This is a genomic window from Neolewinella agarilytica (assembly GCF_900110645.1).
Taxonomy (GTDB): domain Bacteria; phylum Bacteroidota; class Bacteroidia; order Chitinophagales; family Saprospiraceae; genus Neolewinella; species Neolewinella agarilytica.
Genome location: NZ_FOFB01000015.1, coordinates 120,018 through 139,973, shown reverse-complemented (window position 1 = coordinate 139,973; position 19,956 = coordinate 120,018). Strand labels below are relative to the sequence as shown.

Here is a 19,956-nt window from a genome sequence, read left to right as displayed (position 1 = left end):
CTACTTAATCTTCAGCTGCTGACCAATAGAAATGTTGTTGTTGGTCAGTTGATTAATCTGCTTGAGCCGATCTACCGTAAGACCGTACTTACGGCTAATGGCGTAAAGCGTTTCCCCAGCACTAACGGTGTGGTATTCCGGTTGCGGATTCGTTGGGTTCGTTGGGGGAACATTGACGGGAGGCTGCACAACCGGAGGGTTGACCGTAGTACCCGTTCCAGTAGAAGGAGTCGTTGTTGTCGGAGGGTAGCCAGTGCCGGAAGGGTAGGGGGTTGAAGGCGGATTCGTCGACGGATTGCCGGTTGTCGGATTCGGCGTTGTCGGCCGTGGCACTACCACCGGGCGGTTGCCCGTGGGGGTGGTGGTAGTTGTTCCGGTGTTCGTCTCATCGGTGGGCTCATCAATGATGATCCGACCGTCCGTATCGGTAGGGATTTCATTGATGATCGCATCAGGATCAGGGGTGCCCTCCAGACGGGGAGCATCTTTAATCTTGCTGCCCCGGAGCTTCACCTTAACTCCGGTGGCCGGGTTGTCAGTCTCCTGCAGACGGTTACGCTTGGCCAGCTTATCCAGTTTCAGACCGTACCGTTGGGCAATGTCATAGAGGGTCTCTCCAACTTCAACGGTGTGGTAGACTTCCTTACCGCGGTAACTATTCCGCTTCTTCTGCAGGTATACGCGATCGCCGGGAGGGATCTGCTGGTCATCCTTGCTCAGGCCTTCGTTATAATCCAGCAACCGGCGGGCACTCAGGTCTACCTGCTTAGCCACTTCCGCTACGCTAATGGGGGCTTCGCTGACGAAGTAGCTTACGTCATTCGCCCGCAGAATGCCGGTGATCATTTCATTGGTGGGCACTTCAACGTCTACGGGGTCTACCGCTCCCGGTGTATCGTATTGGTTAAGGTTGTAGCGCTCAATGAGGGAGATTAATAGCTCAGGGTAACGCGGGTTAGTGGCATAGCCTGCCTGGCGCAGGCCCTTAGCCCAGGCTTTGTAGTCGGTGGGCTCCAGGCGAAAGAGGAAGCCGTAGCGAAATGATTTGGCCGGGTCGCGCAAAAACTCAGAATGCGCCACGTAGCTGGCGTCCGGGTTACGGTACTGCCGGAAACAACTTTTAATCAGCTGACCATTGTCATCATAATCGTCATCCTTCTTATAGTACTCTTCTCCCTGCCAACCGCTTCCACACTTAATGCCGAAGTGATTGTTGGCGGATCTGGCAAGGGAGCTTTTTCCGGAATCGCTCTCCAGAATTCCCTGCGCCAGTTTGATGCTTGCCGGAACACCGGATCGCTCCATCTCACGGATCGCAATTTCTTTATAGCGCTTGATGTAGCGCTCCTGGTCTACGGTGAATATCAATTCTGATGGGATGGCCGAGGCGAAAACACTGCCGCCGAAAAGGAGCAGCAAACAGCCGAACAGATACTTAGTCATGATAATCGTGTTATTGGGTATGTGCGTAGTAACGTCAAATATGGGGCGCATGAGGCCTAACTCCCCCGGTTTTTAGTTTTTCTTATTTCTTTAGCCCGTCTTTTAGGAAAAATTTATCGCATCAGCACCAAGTCTCCCTTAAATGTCTGCGTAGTTCCGTTCGCAAAAGTAACCGTTATTGTGAAGACGTACACACCCTGTTCGTGTAACCGGCCCTCTTGGGTTGTCCCGTCCCAGCCCCAGTTGACGTCCTGGGGGCTGACTGGCCCATCCAGAATATAAACCTGTTGCCCCCAGCGGTTGAAAATGGCAAAGTTGCTGAAGGAGACCACCTCTTTGCGTCCGTAAATTCGGTAAGTGTCATTTACTCCGTCTCCGTTCGGGGAAAAAGCATTGGGAATATAGACGGGGACGTAACGGTCCACGACAACTTTAGCGGTCGTGGTCGTCGTACAGCCCAGCTCATCAATGGCGGTTATTTCGTAAGTAGTTGTTATCTCAGGAGCAACAAAAAAGGAAGAAGAACTCATGGGCTCCGGACTGCCGGGACTGACGAGATATTGATCGGCATTGAGGTCCGTGAGTACCTGAAGTCGGACACTGTCCCCCCGGGTGATGACCGAGAGGCCGGGCGTGACAACGATCTCTCCGGTAGGGGGCGGGGCAAAAGAGAAGTTCTCTGCCAGTCTGCAACCACGGCTGTCTTCCAGCTGAAAGCGGGTGGTCCCGACAATGGCGTCAATGGTGTTTGGAAGGCTCCCCACCTGGCGGAAACCATTCTGATCGTTTATGCTGTAAAGGTAAGGACCCGTGCCACCCGCAATGTCACGCAGGATGATCTGGGGGCTGGGCTGTAAGCAGCTGGCGGGTAAAGTATCAATACTGGCGACCAGCACCGGTGGTGCAAACAGGGCGGCTTGTGCAGTATCCTGACAGCCCCGGCTGCTGGTCACAATAAGAGAGTATACTCCGGCGGAGAGGCCATCCAGCGACCGGCCGTTTTCGCCGGTACTCCATTCGTAGGTGTAAGGGCCGAGATCGCCGCTGGGGGTAGCCAGCAGTGAGCCATCGGATTCTCCGGGGCAGCTGACGGCGTAGAGGCCGTCTCCACTCGTTACTTCAATACGGAGTTCCAGGTCAGAGGTTTCCACCTGGATGGAGCCACTGGTAATCGGTGCACAGGGCCCATCGTCGCTGGCGGATAAGATACTGATGGTTGTACCCGCCACTACCATTCGCTCGATCACCGTTTGACCGGGCGTAATCTGAAAAAACTCACCGGGTTGAGAACTGAGTTCCACCGTGGCAGTGCCCGTGCCATCATAGTTCAGGGTGATGTCCAGTAAGCCATCCGTACAGATAAAACCATCGCCACTGATGGATATCTCCGGAAGGGCGATCATGCCGACAGAAACTGACACCAGGCTATCACAGCCCTGCCCGGAAGCACCTGCTAAAGTAACTATCTGATTATTGGTAGGACCGTCAAAGCGGACGCTTCCGACGAAGAAAAAATCACCCTCACAAATCAGGGTGTCGATCGTGCTGGTTGCTAAAGGATAAAAATCAAGACTGACCGCGACGGTGCTGTCGCATCCGTTTACCGAGGGCAGGGGAATGATGACCTCATCGTTCGTTCTTCCGGCGTGGAAAATTTCGTCGAAATAACGAAGAGTGTCTCCGGTACATAGCGTGGTGTCCAGGGCGCCAAGCGCGGGTGCAAAGAAGGTTAGGGATACAGAGACCGTACTGTCACAACCGTTCACGGAAGGGAGGGGAATGATGACCTCATCATTCGTTCTTCCGGCGTGGAATAGTTCGTTGAAGTAGCGAAGAGTATCTCCGGCACAAAGGGTGGTGTCGAGGGCGCCGAGCGCAGGTGCAAAAAAGGTTAAGGATACAGAGACTGTACTGTCACAACCGTTCACGGAGGGGAGGGGAATGGTTACGTCGTCATTCATCCTGCCGAGGTGGAATATCTCGCCGAAGTAGCGCAAGGTGTCCTGGCGGCAGAGAGTGGTGTCCAGGCTGCCAAGGGCAGGCGGGAAAGGGGATACTTCCCGCGATTCATTCACATCTCTGCTGCAACCATTCGCATCCGTTACGGCCAAAAAGTCAATAGTGCTGCCGGCAAGGGTGCTGAGACCAAAATCACCGGGACAGAACTCCAGCAGGCTGTTCGCACTGCTTATTTCAATGGTCTCTGGCACCTGCGTCTGCGCCTGATTAACCACAAAACTCAGTTGGAATGGAAATGTCCCCTCCGCCACATAAGCAATCGAACTACAGTCGTCTTCACAAATCTGATTGAAGGCCGCAAGGCTCACACGGGGAAAGTTCTCAAAGGCATTGAAGGTAACCTGACCGATGGCTTCGCAGCCAAATATATCCGTTGCGGTAACGGTATAGCCACCCGGCAGCAGTCCCGTGACGGTGGCCGTTGTTTCGTTGTTACTCCACAGATAACGGACCGTTCCATTGGCGGCCATCGGGCTGGCCGTAGCTGATCCGGTAGCCAGATTACAATCAGGTTGGACGGCACTAACCGTCACGGTGAAATCTCCACAACCACCGGCATTCACCACGGCGTTGCAAGTCACACTACACTCATTGGCATCGAGAATGTCAATGCGATAATTGCCGGGAGAGAGCGCCCGGAAACTATCCATCGGTGGGCGCGCAACGGGCTGACCGTTCAGGCTGAAGCGATAAGGGGGCCTTCCGCCACTGAGCGAAAAGCCGACGACGCCATCGGCCAGCCCAATACTGGTTTCCGCCACTGCTCCACAGTTGAGCGTTAACAAGGCCGGTTGACTTACCATGATGTCATCAAGCGCCGTACAGCTCAGGGAATCAGTAACCGTAATGGCGTAGCTACCTGCCGGAAGATTGCCGGCAACGTTGTTGTCGCCCACTCCACCGACGCTCCACTGAAAGGAAAGTGTGCCCTGACCGCCGGAGGTTACGGCCTCTATTCTTGCCGTTTCCTCGCCAAAACAGTTGATGGACTCGGTTTGCATCAGGTCCACAAAGAAGGTATCGGGCTCGGCAATAGTAAAGCTGAGAGGAGCCACCGGGCATCCTGTATCATCACTGATGGTGACGGAGTAGTTGCCAGGGCTAAGTTGCTCAACGGTATCTCTGCCGTCGAGGGCATCTACGTTCCAGTCAATTTGCAGTCCTGTTCCGGCTCCACTAATGTCCAGGGTAATGATGCCGTCATCTTCGCCAAAACAGCTGATGTCGGTCTGGCCTCCGCTCATCGCCAGGTCACAGATCGGTTGATCAATAATGGCCGTACAGTTCTGCGTACATCCATTAGCGTCCTGAAGGGTGATTTGGTAAGCACCCGCCGGCAGATTGAAGAGGGTGTCTCCGCTCATCACCGGCCGGTCAGTAAGGGAGGGTAAAGCATTGCCATCCTGATCAGTAGCAACGTAACTGATAGAGTATCCGGCAGTGCCGCCGCTGATGTCGAACCAGATTCTGCCGTCATCGTTGTCAGGCAGCGTTTCGTTGGCGCGGTCGCAGGTGAAAAGCAGCGTTGGAGGATCAATGATGTCAAAGTCCCCCTCCAGGAAGCAGCCCCGGCTATCATTGATTTGATAGGCATAGTTTCCCGGACCGAGATTATCGAGGCTTGTGGTGTTGGAGCCATCAACGCCGGGCCCCGTCCAGAATATGACGGGGCTGTGGTCTCCGGTGAAGCTGATCTCTATCCGGCCGTCATTACGGCCATGGCAGCTTATTTGCCGCAATTCATTGAGGGTAAAGGTGAGGTCGCTGCAATCCGGCCCGGGAATTTCATAGAAGCGAAACTCACTACAGTCTGACCGCCCGGCTTCATAGACGGTGAAGACGTATTCGCCGATTTCAAATTCGCCGGCATTGATGAGCAGGCCGCCATTGTCGAACGGGCCAATGTCGTCCCGGAAAGTAGGCCCGGTATAACTGACGAAGTAATCCGGGGTGCCGTCCAGAATGGTAATGATGATGTTTCCGATGTTGTCTTCACTAACCGAAAAGTCAATGACGCAGGGCGGGTCCGGTAATACGATAGTACACATCTCGGAGCAGCTGGATATGACGTCGGTCACCGTAACGGTGTAACTGCCGGCCGGCAGGCCGGAAACGGTGTTGATCCCGTCTACCGCATTGTTTCTCATCCCGGATACGGGCCCGGTCCAGGAAATCGTATAGTCTCCGGAGCCGGAGAAGATATCTACGCTAAAGGACCCGTCGCTGGCGCCAAAAATGCTTGGCCCGCTCACCGGGCTACAGGTCATGGCTACATCATCGAGCTGAACAATGTTTCGGGTCCAGAAAGAAGTACAGCCGTAAAAGTCCATTACGGCAACCGTATAGATGCCGGGGGCCAGGTTGTCCACGTCGCGGGTAGTGGCGGTAAAGCCGTCAGGGCCGGTCCAGGAGAAGGACGCTCCACCTCCGTCACCATCCACACAATAAAGGTCGGCGGTTTGAAAGTTGAGCAGGTTGACGTATCCGCCGGTACCATTACAACCCAGATCTCGCACGTCAACGGTAAAGGGAGGGTTGGTCGTGGAAGGACAGGAAGGGAAAAAAGTATAAGAACACTCCGTGAAACAGCCAATAATGCCGCCATCCGGTCCTACATCGGGTTCTAGATCACCGTCAGCATCCATTACGTCCCAGACTTGTACCGTCCAGGTGCCGGGCTGCAGGCAGGCGTTGCTGCCGCCACCTGAGCCACCGATGGCCAAGCGCCCCCGGTAGGACACCCCGTCAGGTTCATTGGCAGGGTACACACTGCTGGAGGTGCCGGGCCTGACAATGTTAAAGGTGTCCGTGCCATTGTAAATTCTACTGAAGTAGAGGTTGTTCGTCCCCGTAGCGACCCACTCCATAAAAGCACCGTCGGATGGGTCCTCGTCTCCATTGATGGGCGTTTCTCCTTCGCAGCTAACAATGGTGATCGGACTGCTGGCCGGGTCACACGGCATTTTAGCAAGCGAAGCGGGCAAAGCTTCAACCTGGCGTTCAAGCCCCATTAATTCAATCGTTGGTTTTTGAGCAAAAACAGGCAAGTAGCCGAGAGTCGTCCATAAAACGCAACACATAAAACTTAACCTCATAATGCTGTTCGGACTTCTAGTGCAAAGAAGTAAATATGTAGATTTTTATCAAAGATAGCTTTTGAGAGGCCAATGTGGCGCTTGATCACCATTAAATCGGCCCTCCGGTCAGGGGAACATCAATTCTCATTCCATATTTCGTACTCTACCCTGCAGAATCACCTGTTTATCATAGAACCTGCCTTCAATAAAGTCATGAGTCAGGGTCGACCGGAGGCAAAAAAAACGGATTATAGTTATTTTTTACCCGCTCAGTAAGCAAGGAGCAACAGAAAATTTTGGCCTGTTTTTCTGGTTGAAAGGCCCAAAAAATCAAAAAAAACAGAAAAGGAGAAAAGTTTTTTGAGAGGTCCCCGGCTGGCGGGTTTAGTGTGGAAAACCAAGTTTTTTACGGTAAAAGCAGGTCATTTTAGAAGGATAATCGGTTCCAGTAGTAAAACCCTGCCATCAAATCGTATACTTACGCTGTTGTAATACTAAACCGCGGTATTCAAACCTTTTCTGAAGGCTTGGATTTGCTAAAGTAAACCTTTCGGGCTTTCTTTGCGCCGCAATTGTTCATTAAACGCCAATTATACTATGGCTAGCATTGAGGAAAAAGTGAAACAGATTATTGTCGACAAGCTCGGCGTAGACGAAGCAGAGGTCACCTCGGAGGCCAGCTTCCAAAACGACTTGGGAGCCGACAGTCTTGATACTGTAGAACTCATCATGGAATTCGAAAAAGAATTCGACATTAGCATCCCGGACGAGCAGGCGGAGAATATCCAGACCGTCGGCCAGGCTGTTACTTACCTTGAAGGCAGCGTAGACAAGTAATATTGTTCCCGTTCCCTTTCTTCCGCCGCCCGATGTGTCTGGTCTCCAGACCCCGGGCGGCGGTTTTTATTTTTGGTCGTTAGCCCAACAAAAGCAAAACCCATGAAGCGAGTAGTCGTAACCGGAATCGGTGCTCTGACCGCCATCGGGAATAGTGTTCCTGAATACCTCGAAGGTCTGCAGAGCGGTAAAAGCGGCGCTAAGCCCATTACCCAGTTCGATCCCGAACTCTTCAAAACACAGTTCGCCTGTGAAGTGACGGACTGGGATCCTACGCATTATCTCGATAAGCGAGAGATTCGACGTCTTGATCGCTACGTCATTATGGCCATGTACGCTGCGGAAGAAGCAATGCGTATGGCCGGTATCAAGAACGAAGACGGGACTACGGCTTTTGAGCTCAACCCCGACCGCGCCGGAGCCATTGTGGCCAGCGGTATTGGCGGGCTTCGCTCCCTGGAAAAAGAAATTGAGGATTTTGAAGGTGGGAGCGGAACGCCCCGCTACAATCCTTTCATGATCCCCCGGATGATCGCCAACATGGGCGCCGGGCACATCAGCATGGCTTACAATCTGCGTGGCCCTAGCTACGCAACGGTAAGTGCCTGTGCTTCCGGCGGTCACGCGCTGGCGGCTGCAGCTGACGATATCCGGCTTGGCCGGGCTGACCTGATGGTCACCGGAGGCGCCGAAGCCGTTGTCACCAAAGTAGGCATCGGCGGCTTCAACAGCATGAAAGCCCTGAGCACCCGTAATGACGACATGAAAACGGCCTCCCGCCCTTATGATGCGGACCGCGACGGTTTCGTGTTGGGCGAAGGTGCCGGTATTCTGGTCATCGAAAGCCTTGAGCATGCGCAGGCACGCGGAGCTACCATCCTGGCCGAAGTGGCGGGCTACGCCGCCAGCTCTGATGCGTACCACATCTCAGCACCTCACCCTGAAGGAGCAGGCGCTAAGATTGCCATGGAAAACGCCATGAAGTACGCCGGAATCTCTCCCGCCGAAGTGGATTACATCAATACGCACGGTACTTCTACTCCTCTGGGAGACACGGCCGAGCTGAAGGCCATTAAGCTCGCCTTCGGGGAAGATGTCTACAACCTGAACATCAGTTCTACCAAGTCCATGACCGGCCACCTGCTGGGAGCGGCTGCGGCCATCGAGTCGGTGGCTTGTATTCTGGCCATCCAGAATAGCTTCATTCCTCCTACGATTAACCACTTCACGGACGACCCCAATATTGACCCTCGCCTGAATCTGACCTTCAATAAAGCGGAGAATAAAACAGTGGATGTTGCACTGAGTAACACCTTCGGTTTTGGTGGGCACAACTCAGCCACTATCTTTAGGCGCTTCAAATCTTAGCCAACTGTGATCAAAGCGATCAGACGCTTTTATAATTATTACCTGTCTCCGGAGAAAGAATTCGTCCGGCGCCTAAGGCGTTTGTTGGGCTTCACCCCTGCTTATCTGCATTTGTTTAAGCTGGCTTTTCAGCATAAAAGCAGCAACCACGACAGCTCAACGAAGGCTTACGGCGGGCAGAACAACGAACGACTGGAGTACCTGGGTGATGCCGTTCTGGGGACCATCGTTGCGGAATATCTCTACAAGAAGTACCCTACGGAAGATGAGGGCTTCCTTACCAAAATGCGGTCCAAGATCGTAAAGCGCAAGAGTCTGAATGAGATCGGCTTCAATATGGGGCTGGACGAGATTCTCTCCACCTACAACAATACCCGCATCGCTAAGTCCATGCTGGGCAATGCCGTAGAGGCATTGGTGGGGGCCGTTTACGTGGAGCAAGGGTATAAACGGACGACGAGATTCATCGTCCGCAGAATGTTGCGCAGCTACGTAGACGTCGAGCATCTGGAGAGCTATGACGATAACTACAAAAGCCAATTACTGGAACACTGCCAGAAAAACGGACAGAAGGTGGACTACGCCGTCGTCAAACGTTTTAAACAGGACAAAAGAGATCGCTTCAAGGTAGCCGTAATGGTGAATGGTCGTAAAATGGCCGTTGGAGAAGATTTTAATAAGAAAAGTGCGGAGCAGATTGCGAGTCGCCGGGCCCTGCAGGACCTGGGGATTCAGGTTTCAGCTGCGGCAAGGTAGCCACCTTGCTTTTTACCCCACCTGGCACCTGCGCCATGCGCCCCCATTCTTCTCTCTTAAAAAACACGGGGACAAATACCCTATTCCGAAGGCCAATCGTTAGATTTAGGACCTTCTATCACGCATGAATATATTTCAAACTACTTCTCGTTGGCCCCTTTACCTTGCCGTTGTCGGACTGGTAATAGTGATCGCTTCGGTTTGGTATACCAATAATCTGGCGGCGCAACTGGCGACTACTGAGCAGAATTATGCTAACCTGTTTGGATTGGCCATTGAAGATCTTAATAAAATTGATACGGCAGAAGACCTGGAGCGGGATTTTACCCTGCAGAGCGAAATTCTTGACCGCATGGAAACGGTCCCTCGAATTCTGACTGACACAAAGGGGAACATTGAATCCTGGAACGGTTTCGGGAGCTGGGAGCCGGACACCAATGAGGTCCGAAAAATACTGGAAGAATGGATTGAGCAAGGAAGAGAACCCATTAGAATTGATGTGCAGATTATGTACTTCGGCGAAAGTCGCCTCCTCCGTCAACTCCGCTTCTTTCCTTACATCCAGGGTTTTCTGATCCTTTCGTTCATCATCATCGGCTTCATCGGCATTAACCAGGCCCGGAGAGCAGAGCAAAACCGGGTTTGGGTCGGGATGGCCAAAGAAACGGCCCACCAGTTAGGAACTCCCATCAGTGCCATTATGGGCTGGGTGGAGCACCTTAAGCTCATGTACGCAGAGGATGAAGATCTGATGGAGGTCTCCAGTGAGCTGGAAAAAGACGTAGACCGGCTTTCTATGGTCGCGAACCGATTCAGTAAGATCGGTGCCGCGCCGGAGTTGCAGTCCGTGAATGTTTACCTGGAACTGGCCCGGTGTCGGGAATACATGGAAAAAAGAGCCCCCCGGAAGGTTAATTTTGACTTTCCTGCACCTGATGCAGGGGAAGATATGATCGCGATCAATCCCTTATTATTTGATTGGGTGGTAGAAAACCTCCTCCGGAATGCACTCGATGCCATGGATGGGAAAGGAACCATATCCGGAGCTGTCCGCGTACTGGAAAACAAAGTAATGATTGACATCTCAGATACCGGAAAAGGCATCGCGCCCAAGGATATCCGCAAAGTCTTTAACCCTGGTTTTACCACAAAAAAAAGAGGCTGGGGGCTTGGGCTTAGCCTGGTGAAACGCATCGTGCAGGAATATCATAAGGGCAAAATTGCCGTCAGTCGGTCTGAGGTAGGGAAAGGAACCACTTTTACGATTACCCTGCCAAGAGTGATGAATTAGCGCGTTACGCGCTATTCAGACGCGGCTTCGCCAACTTTCTGGTATTTCTCAAAGAGGCATGCTAAAAGCGAAGCGTCTGCAAGGAGCGGAGCGACATCTAAAAGTAAAGCGAGCGCAGCGAGGCTTTACGTCTAAAAGGCGCAGCCGTCTATCTTTGCCCCATGCAAGAAACCATTGTCGCCATTGCCACTCCTTCGGGGGAAGGAGCCATCGGGGTCGTCCGTTTGTCGGGCGAAGGGTGTATTCGTATCGTGGATCCGTTTTTTCCGGCGCGGACGCTGGTGCAGAGTGAAGCCCGAAAAGCATGGTTTGGCATCCTGACCGATGAAACGGGTGAGGCGATTGACGAAGTCGTCATTACCCTCTACCGGGCCCCGGCGAGCTATACCGGAGAGGACGCCGTCGAAATCAGTTGTCACGGCAGCGCTTACATCCTCAGCAGGGTAGTGCAGCTTTGCCTTGATCACGGTGCCCGTATGGCGCAGCCCGGAGAATTCAGCCAGCGCGCTTTCCTCAACGGAAAGCTGGACCTGAGCCAGGCGGAGGCCGTTGCGGACCTGATCGCCAGTACCTCTGCAGCGGCTCATCGTATCGCCCTTGGGCAATTGCGTGGCGGCGTGAGTAACGAGATCGGAGAGCTGCGGCAGCAGCTGATCCATTTTGCCAGCCTGATCGAGCTGGAGCTGGACTTCGCCGAGGAAGACGTTGAATTCGCGGATAGAAACGAACTCCGCGAGCTGGTTGATCGCATCCGCGGCCGCATTGAAGCACTCACGACCAGCTTTCGCCTGGGCAATGCGATTAAGTTGGGGGTAACTACCGTCATCGCCGGCCGGCCCAACGCCGGCAAATCCACCCTGCTCAATGCCCTGCTCAATGAGGAACGGGCGATCGTCTCCGACATCGCCGGTACCACCAGGGATACCATCGAAGAGACGGTGAATATCGGCGGCGTAACCTTCCGCCTCGTAGATACCGCCGGTATCCGCGAAGCGACGGATACCATCGAAGCCATCGGCGTAGAGCGAGCGCTGGAAAGTGTCCGGACCAGCCAACTGCTGGTCTACGTTTTTGACGTCATCGAGACCGACCCCAAGACCCTCGCTGCAGACCTTGACCGGCTCTGGCAGCAGGACCTCCAGCTGATCATTGTGGCCAATAAAATGGACCTGAACCCTTACACTAAGTTTGAGCAATACTTCGGAGAAACTTACACGGGGAAGTGGCAGGTAGAGCAGGAAGACTTCGTCCCGATGATCGCCAGTGAGAAGAGTAATCTGGGCTATCTACAGGAGCGTTTGCTGGCGGCAGCAACGGGTGGGACGGCGCTGCTGGATCAGCAGCAGGTGATCCTCTCCAACGCCCGGCACTATGACGCTCTGCGGCGGGCGGATGAGGCACTCGTCCGGGTTTTAAATGGTTTAGCCAGCGGTGTGAGCCAGGATTTTGTGGCCATGGACATCCGCCAATCACTCCGGGAACTCGGCGAAATTACCGGCGAAATCACCACAGATGATTTGCTGGGAAACATTTTTTCCAGTTTTTGTATTGGGAAATAGACAGCCGTTTTCTGCTTAAACCCGACCGAATCGAAAATAATTCAACTTTTAGGAACTTTTTTTGCCGGCTAAGACATAAGCCTGTGTAAGCAGATCATTGATGCTAATCTGTCGGTTTTAGCCAGTATAAGGTGAAAAGAGAAGCCTGATTTTACTAACATCCCGTAGCGCGTAATCAAATAAGTGATTTTCGGCCTTTTAGGGCTGTGTCTGCCTAGTGTCATAACCCTTTCGCGATAAGGAACTTAGGCGTAGTTTTGTGTTACTACAGTTATAACAGCTCGTGACTTTTGTTTTTTGAAAGTCGTCATAAGAGCAAACTAAGGTTGCATAACGTGAATACAGGATTTGATACTTCTCTTCAGGCTTCGGCCGGCATTGGCTCGATTGCTCAAAAGCATTCGGATTTTCAGAACGAAACCAGTCGGACCGCAGAAGACAATAAATACGGACTCAGCGATCAGGAATATCGTGCTTACGTAAAGGACTGCCAAGAGTCCGTTGAGATGTGTTCCGACGTACACCACTTTTACAGTAACAACGCAGATGTCTTCAACTACTTCCTTTAAACCCCATCACGTTTACGCCCTAAGAAAACCGTTATCGCCTAATTCTCCCTTTAAGTTTGTCCTCGTCGTTACGAATGAGGAATTCGCCTACCGCCACCGTCAGCAGACCGTGACGGTTTTGCTTTTATCCCCAACCCCTCGGGAAACGGATAGCGAGATCAGGGTTCAGATACAGTCGAAATCTAACGGAGGAACAGCCACCCTGCCCGGAGACCACTGGGTTGCGGTAGACAGTTTGACCTTCATGCCTAAGGCAAATATGTTTGTTACCTCCGGTACGGAGATTTCTGAGCTGGAAAAAGGCATGGTCCGGAAGAAACTGGCGAACTGGCTGGCGCTATAAAAAATGCCCGCTCCCTGGCAGGGGAACGGGCCGTCACACTCAAAACGTCAAACCTATAATTCTTAAATGGTGGGTTGAGGCATAAGCAGCGCGTTCATCTCACAGTCAAGGGCCTACTTGCCTGCCTGTCCTCAGCCAGAGGGAAATCTCTCGGGCTTCCCACCATTATATCTTCAGAGCCGGTCGTATCGCCATAGCTCGAGGTCTTCGATCATGCGGATGAGTTTGTCCCCGTAGCGGGGATCGGTAGCGTAGCCTGCTTTACGCAGGCCGTGAGACCAGCCCTTATAATCGGTAATGGAAAGGTCAAAGAGGGGTTTGTATCTGCTCTTGAGCAAGACCTGACTGTGGGCACGGTAGCTTTCTTCGGGCGAGTCGAAATTTCTGAAGAAGTCTTTGTGGTGGTCGTCGCTGTGGTTGGAGCAATGCCCTTTGCGGCACTTCTTGCTGAAGCACTTGATGCCAAAGTGGTTGTTGTTCTTTCTGGCCAGGGTGCTACGGCCGGTCCCACTTTCCAAAAGACCCTGAGCGAGGGTTATACTGGCGGGGATTCGGTGAGTCTCCATCTCCGCCAGCGCGGTAAGTTTGTACAGGTCTACGTAGGCGAGTTGCTTTTTTTGCTTCTCGGTCCATTCCCTTTTGGGGGCACTGTAGCTGGTTAACTTTGCTTCCGCACCTCCCAATGCACCTGCGGACTGCGCCCCGGTAATGATAGGGCCATCGGTCATGTCTTTAAAAACGGATGTCTCGTTCAATGCAAAGAAATCCCCCCCATTAATACTGATACTCATGCTGAGTTCCTTACGGGTAACGATTATCGTTAAGGCGAACAAGAAAACCACCTTGGTCCAGGGACTATTGATCTGCTGCTGCACCCGACGGTATAATTCCCGGAAGAATAATTTCCATCCGGCAGGAATGGGGAGGTTAGCCTGATTAATCATTTTTGTTGCTTTATGTCCACAAGGTAGCAGTAAATGTTTTAAAATATCAAATTTTAAAACAAAAAAGTTTTAATTGTTTCTTTAACGCTTCCTTAAGGACCAGGGCTTTTCCATCGTGTTACCTTTGTTCATCAATCAGCCACGCCCCGAATGAAGCATTTACTCTTTTCTCTGCTGTTACTATTTGCTACCGTTTCCGTGAGCCATGCTCAGAAGTTCGGGCACGTCAATTTTGGCAATCTTCTCAGTGAAATGCCCGAAGTCAAGGCATCCGAAACGGAACTGGAAGCCTTTAACCAACAGCTTATTAAGCAGGGCGAAAAGATGGTGGAAGACTTAAAAGCGGCCGTTGCGAAAGCGGAAGCTAACAGCCTGAATACCACCCCCAAAGAGTTGGAGCAGATCAAGCAGAGACTCCAGCAGGACCAAGCTGCTATTCAGCAGTTTGAGCGGGAGATGGTGGTTAAAATCGAGCAAAAGCGGCAAGAATTATTGGGGCCTATCATCAAAAAAGCCCGCGAGGCCATCGATGCCGTTGCAAAAGAAAATGGCTATCAGATGGTCTTTGATTCCTCCCTGTTCAATTCTCTGTTGTTTACGGAAGATAGCAGTGATATGATGGAATTGGTAAAGGCAAAGTTGGGGATATAGCCTGATAATCCGGGAATTGCGACTGTTAACAACTGCCCTTATTTCCTCCATCTTTTAAGGAATCGCTTCCACGGCGTATCGAGCAGCTTCATCACGTCTTCAGTAAAGACGTAGCCTTCCAGCTGGCCGCGCTGACCGTAAATGGCCGCTCCGTAAACGTTGGCATGGACGATTTTTTCGGTGACGGCAAGAAGGTTCTCCGATGGCGAGGCCGTAACGAATTCATATTCACAATAAGGCTGAACGGAGCTGACCTCCTCCGTCGCTTCCTCCAGCAGAACGGTGGACTCCAGAAAGCCCCTTAGCTGGTTCCATTCATCGAATACGGGTAAGACCGGCCATCCTGCCTTCGTGAACAGCGCACAGGCCTGTTGGTAGTTGATCTGAGGAAAGACCCGGTAGCGTTCATTCGCTGGTCGTAAGACGGTAGAAAGCGCGTGTTTAGCGAGTCGGCGACGTTGCCACCCATTGCGATACTCTGCTATGGAAAGCAGTATGATGAAGCCAGCTCCTAGCATAAGTAAGGGGTCTCCGATCCGCCACCCGAGGTAGATTAAGGCCAGCCCGATAATCACGCCCAGAAAGGTAACAACAACGGTGGCCCGCCGTGCGCCCACTGGCCGGCGGAGCAGGGCACGCAGGATGCGGCCTCCGTCCAGGGGGTAGGCGGGCAGCAGGTTGCCGAAGGCAAGCAACAGATTGACGGAAATGGTGAGGCCGAGGAGCTGGTCTAACCATCCCGGCAAAACGACAATGTTCCCCGTAAGCTGGAAATAGTAGCGTAAGAGTAATTCCCCGTCAGGGCGGGAAAGAATCAGGGGGAAGGCGATCAGGGCCAGTGCAATGTTAGCCAGCGGACCTGCGGCATAAACCAGTACTTCATCCCGCACCCGCTCGGGCTGTTCTGGTAAATAGGCGCCACCGCCAAGTGGAAAGAGGACGATCTTCTCGGCCTGAACTCCCCGGTTGCGGGCCATGAGTGCATGACCCAGTTCATGAATGAGTACGAAGGCAAAAAGCAATAACGCGATGGCAGTCCACCAACCGGCTGCCCGCCAGTTTATGCCGTATTCCGGCACCCACGAAAAGTACAGGATCGCCGGAGGGAGTAGCAGGAAACTCCAGTGCAACTCTACGGGAACGCCGAAAATTCGGCCGGATCGCCAGGTGTAGGTGAGGATGGGAGGATTGGTTTGGGGTGAGTAGTCAGAAAATAACGCGGGATGCCGGCCGGTGGTTGCGGGGGCCGGGGTACCGGGTGCGGGTAGCGGGGTGTGTAGTATCGGGCGCGGGGTGGCGGTTAGCCAAAGGACGAAATTTTAGCTGATTTGATTTGGTGACGTATATAATACCTCGCTTTTTCCGGCACCCGGCACCCGGCACCCGGCACCCGGCACCTGGCACCCGACACCCGGCTACTCCGGTTCATAATCCGCATTGATTCTCGGCAGCGCCAGCAGGGCGATCAGGCCGATGAGCACATTGCAGCCAATGTTGATGGTAAAAAAGGAAATATTAGCCCAGCTGAAAGCATCCAATGAATGGATCCCGTAAAGTTTCAGGGCTTCGCCGGTGAGGAAGTGGTAGGTGCCCATTCCGCCCGGGCTGGGAATGACAATGCCCCAGCCACCGGAAACGAAGGTGACCAGCGCCGCCTCAATACTCAGGGCAGCGGTAGGAGAGAAGGCCAGAATGACGAAATAGGTCATCAGGATATACATCAGCCAGATGTTGAGGCTGTGGAAGAGAAACCAGAGGGGGCTTTCGACCTTGAGAATGGTTTGAATGCCTTCGCCGAAACCACGGATGATAGCTAATATTTTTTGCCCGATGACGCTGTCCATAATGCGTTGGCGCTGCCACCAGAGTAGGCCAAGAATCAGGATGCCGGCAATGGCACCAAAGATGGCCAGGTTGCGAAGCAGGTCAACTTTGTCTCCAAAGTCGGCTAATTCCATTGCGCGGTTCCACAACTTCTCCCGACCGAGGAGTAGGGCGATACCCGTTATGAGCAGCAGCATGATCACATCAACCATGCGGCCGACAACGACGGTGCCAATGACCCGTTCCAGGCTGATTTTCTCGTAGCGGGCCATGGCTGCAGGCCGCAGGACCTCGCCGAGCCGCGGAAAGCCGAGGTTGGCAAAGTATCCCAGGTTAATGGTCAGAAAAGCATTGGTGAGGCGGGGCGTTTTGCCGAAGGTGCGCAGCATCATGTTCCAGCGGGCGGCGCGGCTGAGGTTAGAGAGGGAAAAAGCCACCAGCGTCATGAGCAGCCACAAAGGGTTGGCGCTTTTGAAGTCATCGACCAGCTTGTCCAGCAGGCTACACTGATCGTCCGGCACTCCGTCTAAACGGCATTGTTCCAGATAGGCGGCCTGCTGGCTGCGATACATCAGGTACAGGATGCCGAAACCCACCCCGACGAAGAGGAGAAATTTCAGCGCGTTGGCCAGAGATTTATTCATGGGGGCAAAGGTAGGCTTGTTGACGGTTTGCTGGTAAGACGCCTGAAGACCCGTTATCGTTGCACGTAGATTTATTTGGCGCTCAACGCAGGTGCAAGGTTTTCTTTACCCATGGCTTCAGCCGTAGGGTAGTGGAATCATCGCTCTGCAACCCTTCCTTTGCACCTGCACGTTCAGCAGGCTTCGTACCCACGGCGAGCGCAAGAAGCCTAATCTAATAACTTGTCTACCTGTGCTTCCAGTCCATTCCCTGGCCCGCCGACTTTTGCCATTACCAGCTTCCCGCTCTGGTCAAATAGTGTGTGATGAGGAAAGCCACTAATGCCGAACAGATTGCTTAGGGTAGCTCTTTGTGCTTCGTTCAACTGATGGTGCTCAGCGGAAAAGGTTAATTCGCTAATTTGTTTCCGCCAGATGTTTTCCGGGCTTTTCACGGCCAGAAATACCAGAGCAACCTGATCCGCATCGTACTTTTTTGCAAATGCAGGGTAGTAATTCTTTAGTTCTGATACACAAGGAGGACACCAGGTGCCCCAAAAGTCAATTAGGACGACTTTACCCTTATGTTTCTCCAAAATGGCGGGTATAGGGTTGTCTTCCTCATTTGATAGCTCCTCGATTTGCTGTACGTACTGATTATGTGCCGATTTTTCTCCTTTGAGCACTGACAGCTTTTCTCGTAATGGAACCCGTAATGCGGGGTAAGGAGTCTGTCGCAAAAAGTTTTCCAGGTCCTCAATCAAACCGGTGGCGGTTGGCTCTACCATCATTTGCTGGTCATAGAAACGGGCGTACAATACATCCCGCCCAAAGCCGGAATACACACTGTCAATGGCTTTTCGGTACAGCTCGTAGTAGCGGTCCTTGCGCGCTTGTCCTTTCATGGACTTCGTCTGCAGGTAGCACTCGTGGGTAAGGGCCATGGCCTGGTAACTTAGGTCATTGATCTCTTCGTAGTTGTACACGGGCTTTTCGGTTACGACCGTTCCTGCGGTGGGGATCAGTAGCCGGGATAACTCTTCCTGCCCTGAGCTCATTCCCTTTTGCAGTGCCTGAACATTGAAATCATAGCGAACTTTGTTTTTGATAAATTCCTCGCCGTAGACATACACCAGTGGATTGTCGTAAGTATTCGCTTTCCGCAGGGAATCCAGGCGGGCTAGTCGTTGGGTGGCGATTTGTTGATTGACGGCCAGGATGGTGTCCGGATCGGTAGAGCCCCCCAGTTTTTCATTGATTGCCTCCCAGTCAAGCGGGGCGACGATGCTTATCATCTCTCCTATTTGTTCGGTCAGCGGGTTTTCGGGAGATTTAAAAACGAATGTCCCGTCGTCTTTACGGACCAGCCGGATGGTCAGGTCCTCCCCGGGAGGCAGCACGAGGTCATAGATCTTACTGCCGAGAATCAGGCTGTAGTTCGTCACCACGTTGGCGGTTGTTTCAAAGGTGAAACGCCCGCTTCTGTCTGCCGTAAGGTTTATGCTTTTCTGATCTTGTGTATGCCATGGATACCAGAACAGCGTTATACCAAGCGGGTCAACGGAAGCGTCGAAATCTTCTAGTTGCAGGTGGATGGTACTTGATTGAAGTTCGTCCCGGTAGGAATATTCAGGCATAGGCGGTGTTGAATGGCAGGCGAAGAGTATCGCCAACAAAAGAATAGTGCTTAGGTGTTTCATTCGTTGGATGGTCGGCGGTGGGCTATAAAAATAAGCTTATTTCAGGTGTTTGGTAAAAGAACAACCGGCCTGTACTTTTTAGTATTGGCGAGTTTTTTTTAGCACTCACCGTGGTCACTGAGCCAGCCGAACGTGCAGGTGCAAGGTTTTTTGTTCCCACGGCTTCAGCCGTGGGAACAAAAAAAACTTAAAAAACGAAGGAAACTTTAGAACCATTTAAAGTTTCCTTCGTTCTCGGTCGGTGAATGAAAACGAACAACTTCGACAAGAGCTGCTGAAAGCGGCCCACGATCTCTACATGCGCGTAGGGATTAAGAGTGTAAGTATGGACGATATCGCCCGGGAGGTGGGCGTATCGAAGAAGACCATCTATCAGATAGTGGAGAACAAGGAGCAACTCATCGAAATGGTGATGCAGCAGGATTCCTGTGAAGACCGAAGGATACTAGCCCGAAACCGATCAGAGTCCAAGGATGCCATCGATGAGTTTTTGCGCAACAGCCGTTTCTTCATTCGTCAGATGCGGCAGATCAGTCCGACGACCTTTCGGGACCTGCAAAAATATTACCCCAGTATCTGGAAGGAGCAAATGGAATCACACCATGCCGAGTTTCAGCAGTCCATTGCCGATAACCTTGAACGAGGTATGGAAGAAGGGCTGTATCGGGAAGATATTGAAAGTGACATCGTCTCTACGCTCTACTCCGGAATGATAAAAATGGTGATTGACCGGGCTCATTTTCCCGCTCAGGACAGATTGATCTCGGATATCATCAGCCAGCTAACCCGCTATCATTTTCACGGGATTACGAATCAATTTGGCCGGGAACGGCTTGAAAGTTACCTCAAGCAGGAAGCTTTGGAATAAATATTGAAACGCAATCAATCCAAAAGAAAACTCAGGAAGTTATCGGGATGCAACTTTTCAGCCCCGTTTCTGACATTACCTACA

15 protein-coding genes are annotated in these 19,956 nt (G+C 52.4%); 9 read left to right on the top strand and 6 right to left on the bottom strand.

Going from position 1 to position 19,956, the window contains the following annotated elements; all coding sequences use genetic code 11:
• Window positions 1-1,443, bottom strand: coding sequence for a glucosaminidase domain-containing protein (locus BM123_RS14385; RefSeq protein ID WP_175489398.1), 1,443 nt, complete (start codon window positions 1,441-1,443; stop codon window positions 1-3).
• A 113-nt stretch (window positions 1,444-1,556) separates the two neighbouring features.
• On the bottom strand, window positions 1,557-6,473 hold the full coding sequence (locus BM123_RS14380; protein ID WP_175489397.1) for a T9SS type B sorting domain-containing protein: 4,917 nt from the start codon (window positions 6,471-6,473) through the stop codon (window positions 1,557-1,559).
• Between the two features lie 663 nt (window positions 6,474-7,136).
• Between BM123_RS14380 and BM123_RS14375 the strand changes: the two genes are divergently transcribed.
• The 7 genes from BM123_RS14375 (at window position 7,137) to BM123_RS14345 (ending at window position 13,262) form a co-directional block, all read left to right on the top strand.
• Window positions 7,137-7,376 carry an acyl carrier protein gene (locus BM123_RS14375; RefSeq protein WP_090169714.1) on the top strand — a complete coding sequence of 80 codons (240 nt, stop codon included), beginning with the start codon at window positions 7,137-7,139 and terminating at the stop codon, window positions 7,374-7,376.
• A 102-nt stretch (window positions 7,377-7,478) separates the two neighbouring features.
• Window positions 7,479-8,744 carry a beta-ketoacyl-ACP synthase II gene (fabF, locus tag BM123_RS14370; RefSeq protein WP_090169712.1) on the top strand — a complete coding sequence of 422 codons (1,266 nt, stop codon included), beginning with the start codon at window positions 7,479-7,481 and terminating at the stop codon, window positions 8,742-8,744.
• A gap of 6 nt (window positions 8,745-8,750) precedes the next feature.
• On the top strand, window positions 8,751-9,500 hold the full coding sequence (rnc, locus tag BM123_RS14365) for a ribonuclease III (RefSeq protein WP_245748566.1): 750 nt from the start codon (window positions 8,751-8,753) through the stop codon (window positions 9,498-9,500).
• Between the two features lie 124 nt (window positions 9,501-9,624).
• Window positions 9,625-10,791, top strand: coding sequence for a sensor histidine kinase (locus BM123_RS14360; protein WP_090169710.1), 1,167 nt, complete (start codon window positions 9,625-9,627; stop codon window positions 10,789-10,791).
• 161 nt (window positions 10,792-10,952) lie between these two features.
• The gene (gene mnmE, locus BM123_RS14355; RefSeq protein ID WP_090169709.1) at window positions 10,953-12,350 is read left to right on the top strand and encodes a tRNA uridine-5-carboxymethylaminomethyl(34) synthesis GTPase MnmE; all 1,398 of its coding nucleotides are present in this window, start codon (window positions 10,953-10,955) and stop codon (window positions 12,348-12,350) included.
• Window positions 12,351-12,685: 335 nt separating this feature from the next.
• The gene (locus BM123_RS14350; protein ID WP_090169707.1) at window positions 12,686-12,919 is read left to right on the top strand and encodes a hypothetical protein; all 234 of its coding nucleotides are present in this window, start codon (window positions 12,686-12,688) and stop codon (window positions 12,917-12,919) included.
• Window positions 12,897-13,262, top strand: a complete 366-nt coding sequence (locus BM123_RS14345; protein WP_090169705.1) for a type II toxin-antitoxin system PemK/MazF family toxin — start codon at window positions 12,897-12,899, stop codon at window positions 13,260-13,262. Before BM123_RS14350 ends, BM123_RS14345 begins: the two co-directional genes overlap by 23 nt.
• A gap of 173 nt (window positions 13,263-13,435) precedes the next feature.
• Here BM123_RS14345 and BM123_RS14340 read toward each other — a convergent pair whose 3' ends face one another.
• Window positions 13,436-14,206: a glycoside hydrolase family 73 protein gene (locus tag BM123_RS14340; protein ID WP_217642169.1), complete on the bottom strand. Its 771-nt coding sequence runs from the start codon at window positions 14,204-14,206 to the stop codon at window positions 13,436-13,438.
• Window positions 14,207-14,356: 150 nt separating this feature from the next.
• On the opposite strand from BM123_RS14340, the gene BM123_RS14335 reads away from it, so the two are divergent.
• Window positions 14,357-14,857 (top strand): OmpH family outer membrane protein, encoded by a 501-nt coding sequence (locus BM123_RS14335; protein WP_090169703.1) that lies wholly within the window; start codon window positions 14,357-14,359, stop codon window positions 14,855-14,857.
• A gap of 38 nt (window positions 14,858-14,895) precedes the next feature.
• Here BM123_RS14335 and BM123_RS14330 read toward each other — a convergent pair whose 3' ends face one another.
• The 3 genes from BM123_RS14330 to BM123_RS14320 all read right to left on the bottom strand — a co-directional run bounded on the left by BM123_RS14330 (window position 14,896) and on the right by BM123_RS14320 (window position 19,004).
• Window positions 14,896-15,936 (bottom strand): M50 family metallopeptidase, encoded by a 1,041-nt coding sequence (locus BM123_RS14330; RefSeq protein WP_139211893.1) that lies wholly within the window; start codon window positions 15,934-15,936, stop codon window positions 14,896-14,898.
• A 336-nt stretch (window positions 15,937-16,272) separates the two neighbouring features.
• Window positions 16,273-17,325 (bottom strand): lysylphosphatidylglycerol synthase transmembrane domain-containing protein, encoded by a 1,053-nt coding sequence (locus BM123_RS14325; protein ID WP_090169699.1) that lies wholly within the window; start codon window positions 17,323-17,325, stop codon window positions 16,273-16,275.
• Between the two features lie 209 nt (window positions 17,326-17,534).
• On the bottom strand, window positions 17,535-19,004 hold the full coding sequence (locus BM123_RS14320; RefSeq protein WP_090169696.1) for a TlpA family protein disulfide reductase: 1,470 nt from the start codon (window positions 19,002-19,004) through the stop codon (window positions 17,535-17,537).
• A 241-nt stretch (window positions 19,005-19,245) separates the two neighbouring features.
• Here BM123_RS14320 and BM123_RS14315 point away from each other — a divergent pair, with 241 nt between their 5' ends.
• The gene (locus BM123_RS14315) at window positions 19,246-19,872 is read left to right on the top strand and encodes a TetR/AcrR family transcriptional regulator (RefSeq protein WP_090169694.1); all 627 of its coding nucleotides are present in this window, start codon (window positions 19,246-19,248) and stop codon (window positions 19,870-19,872) included.
• Window positions 19,873-19,956 lie beyond the last annotated feature (84 nt).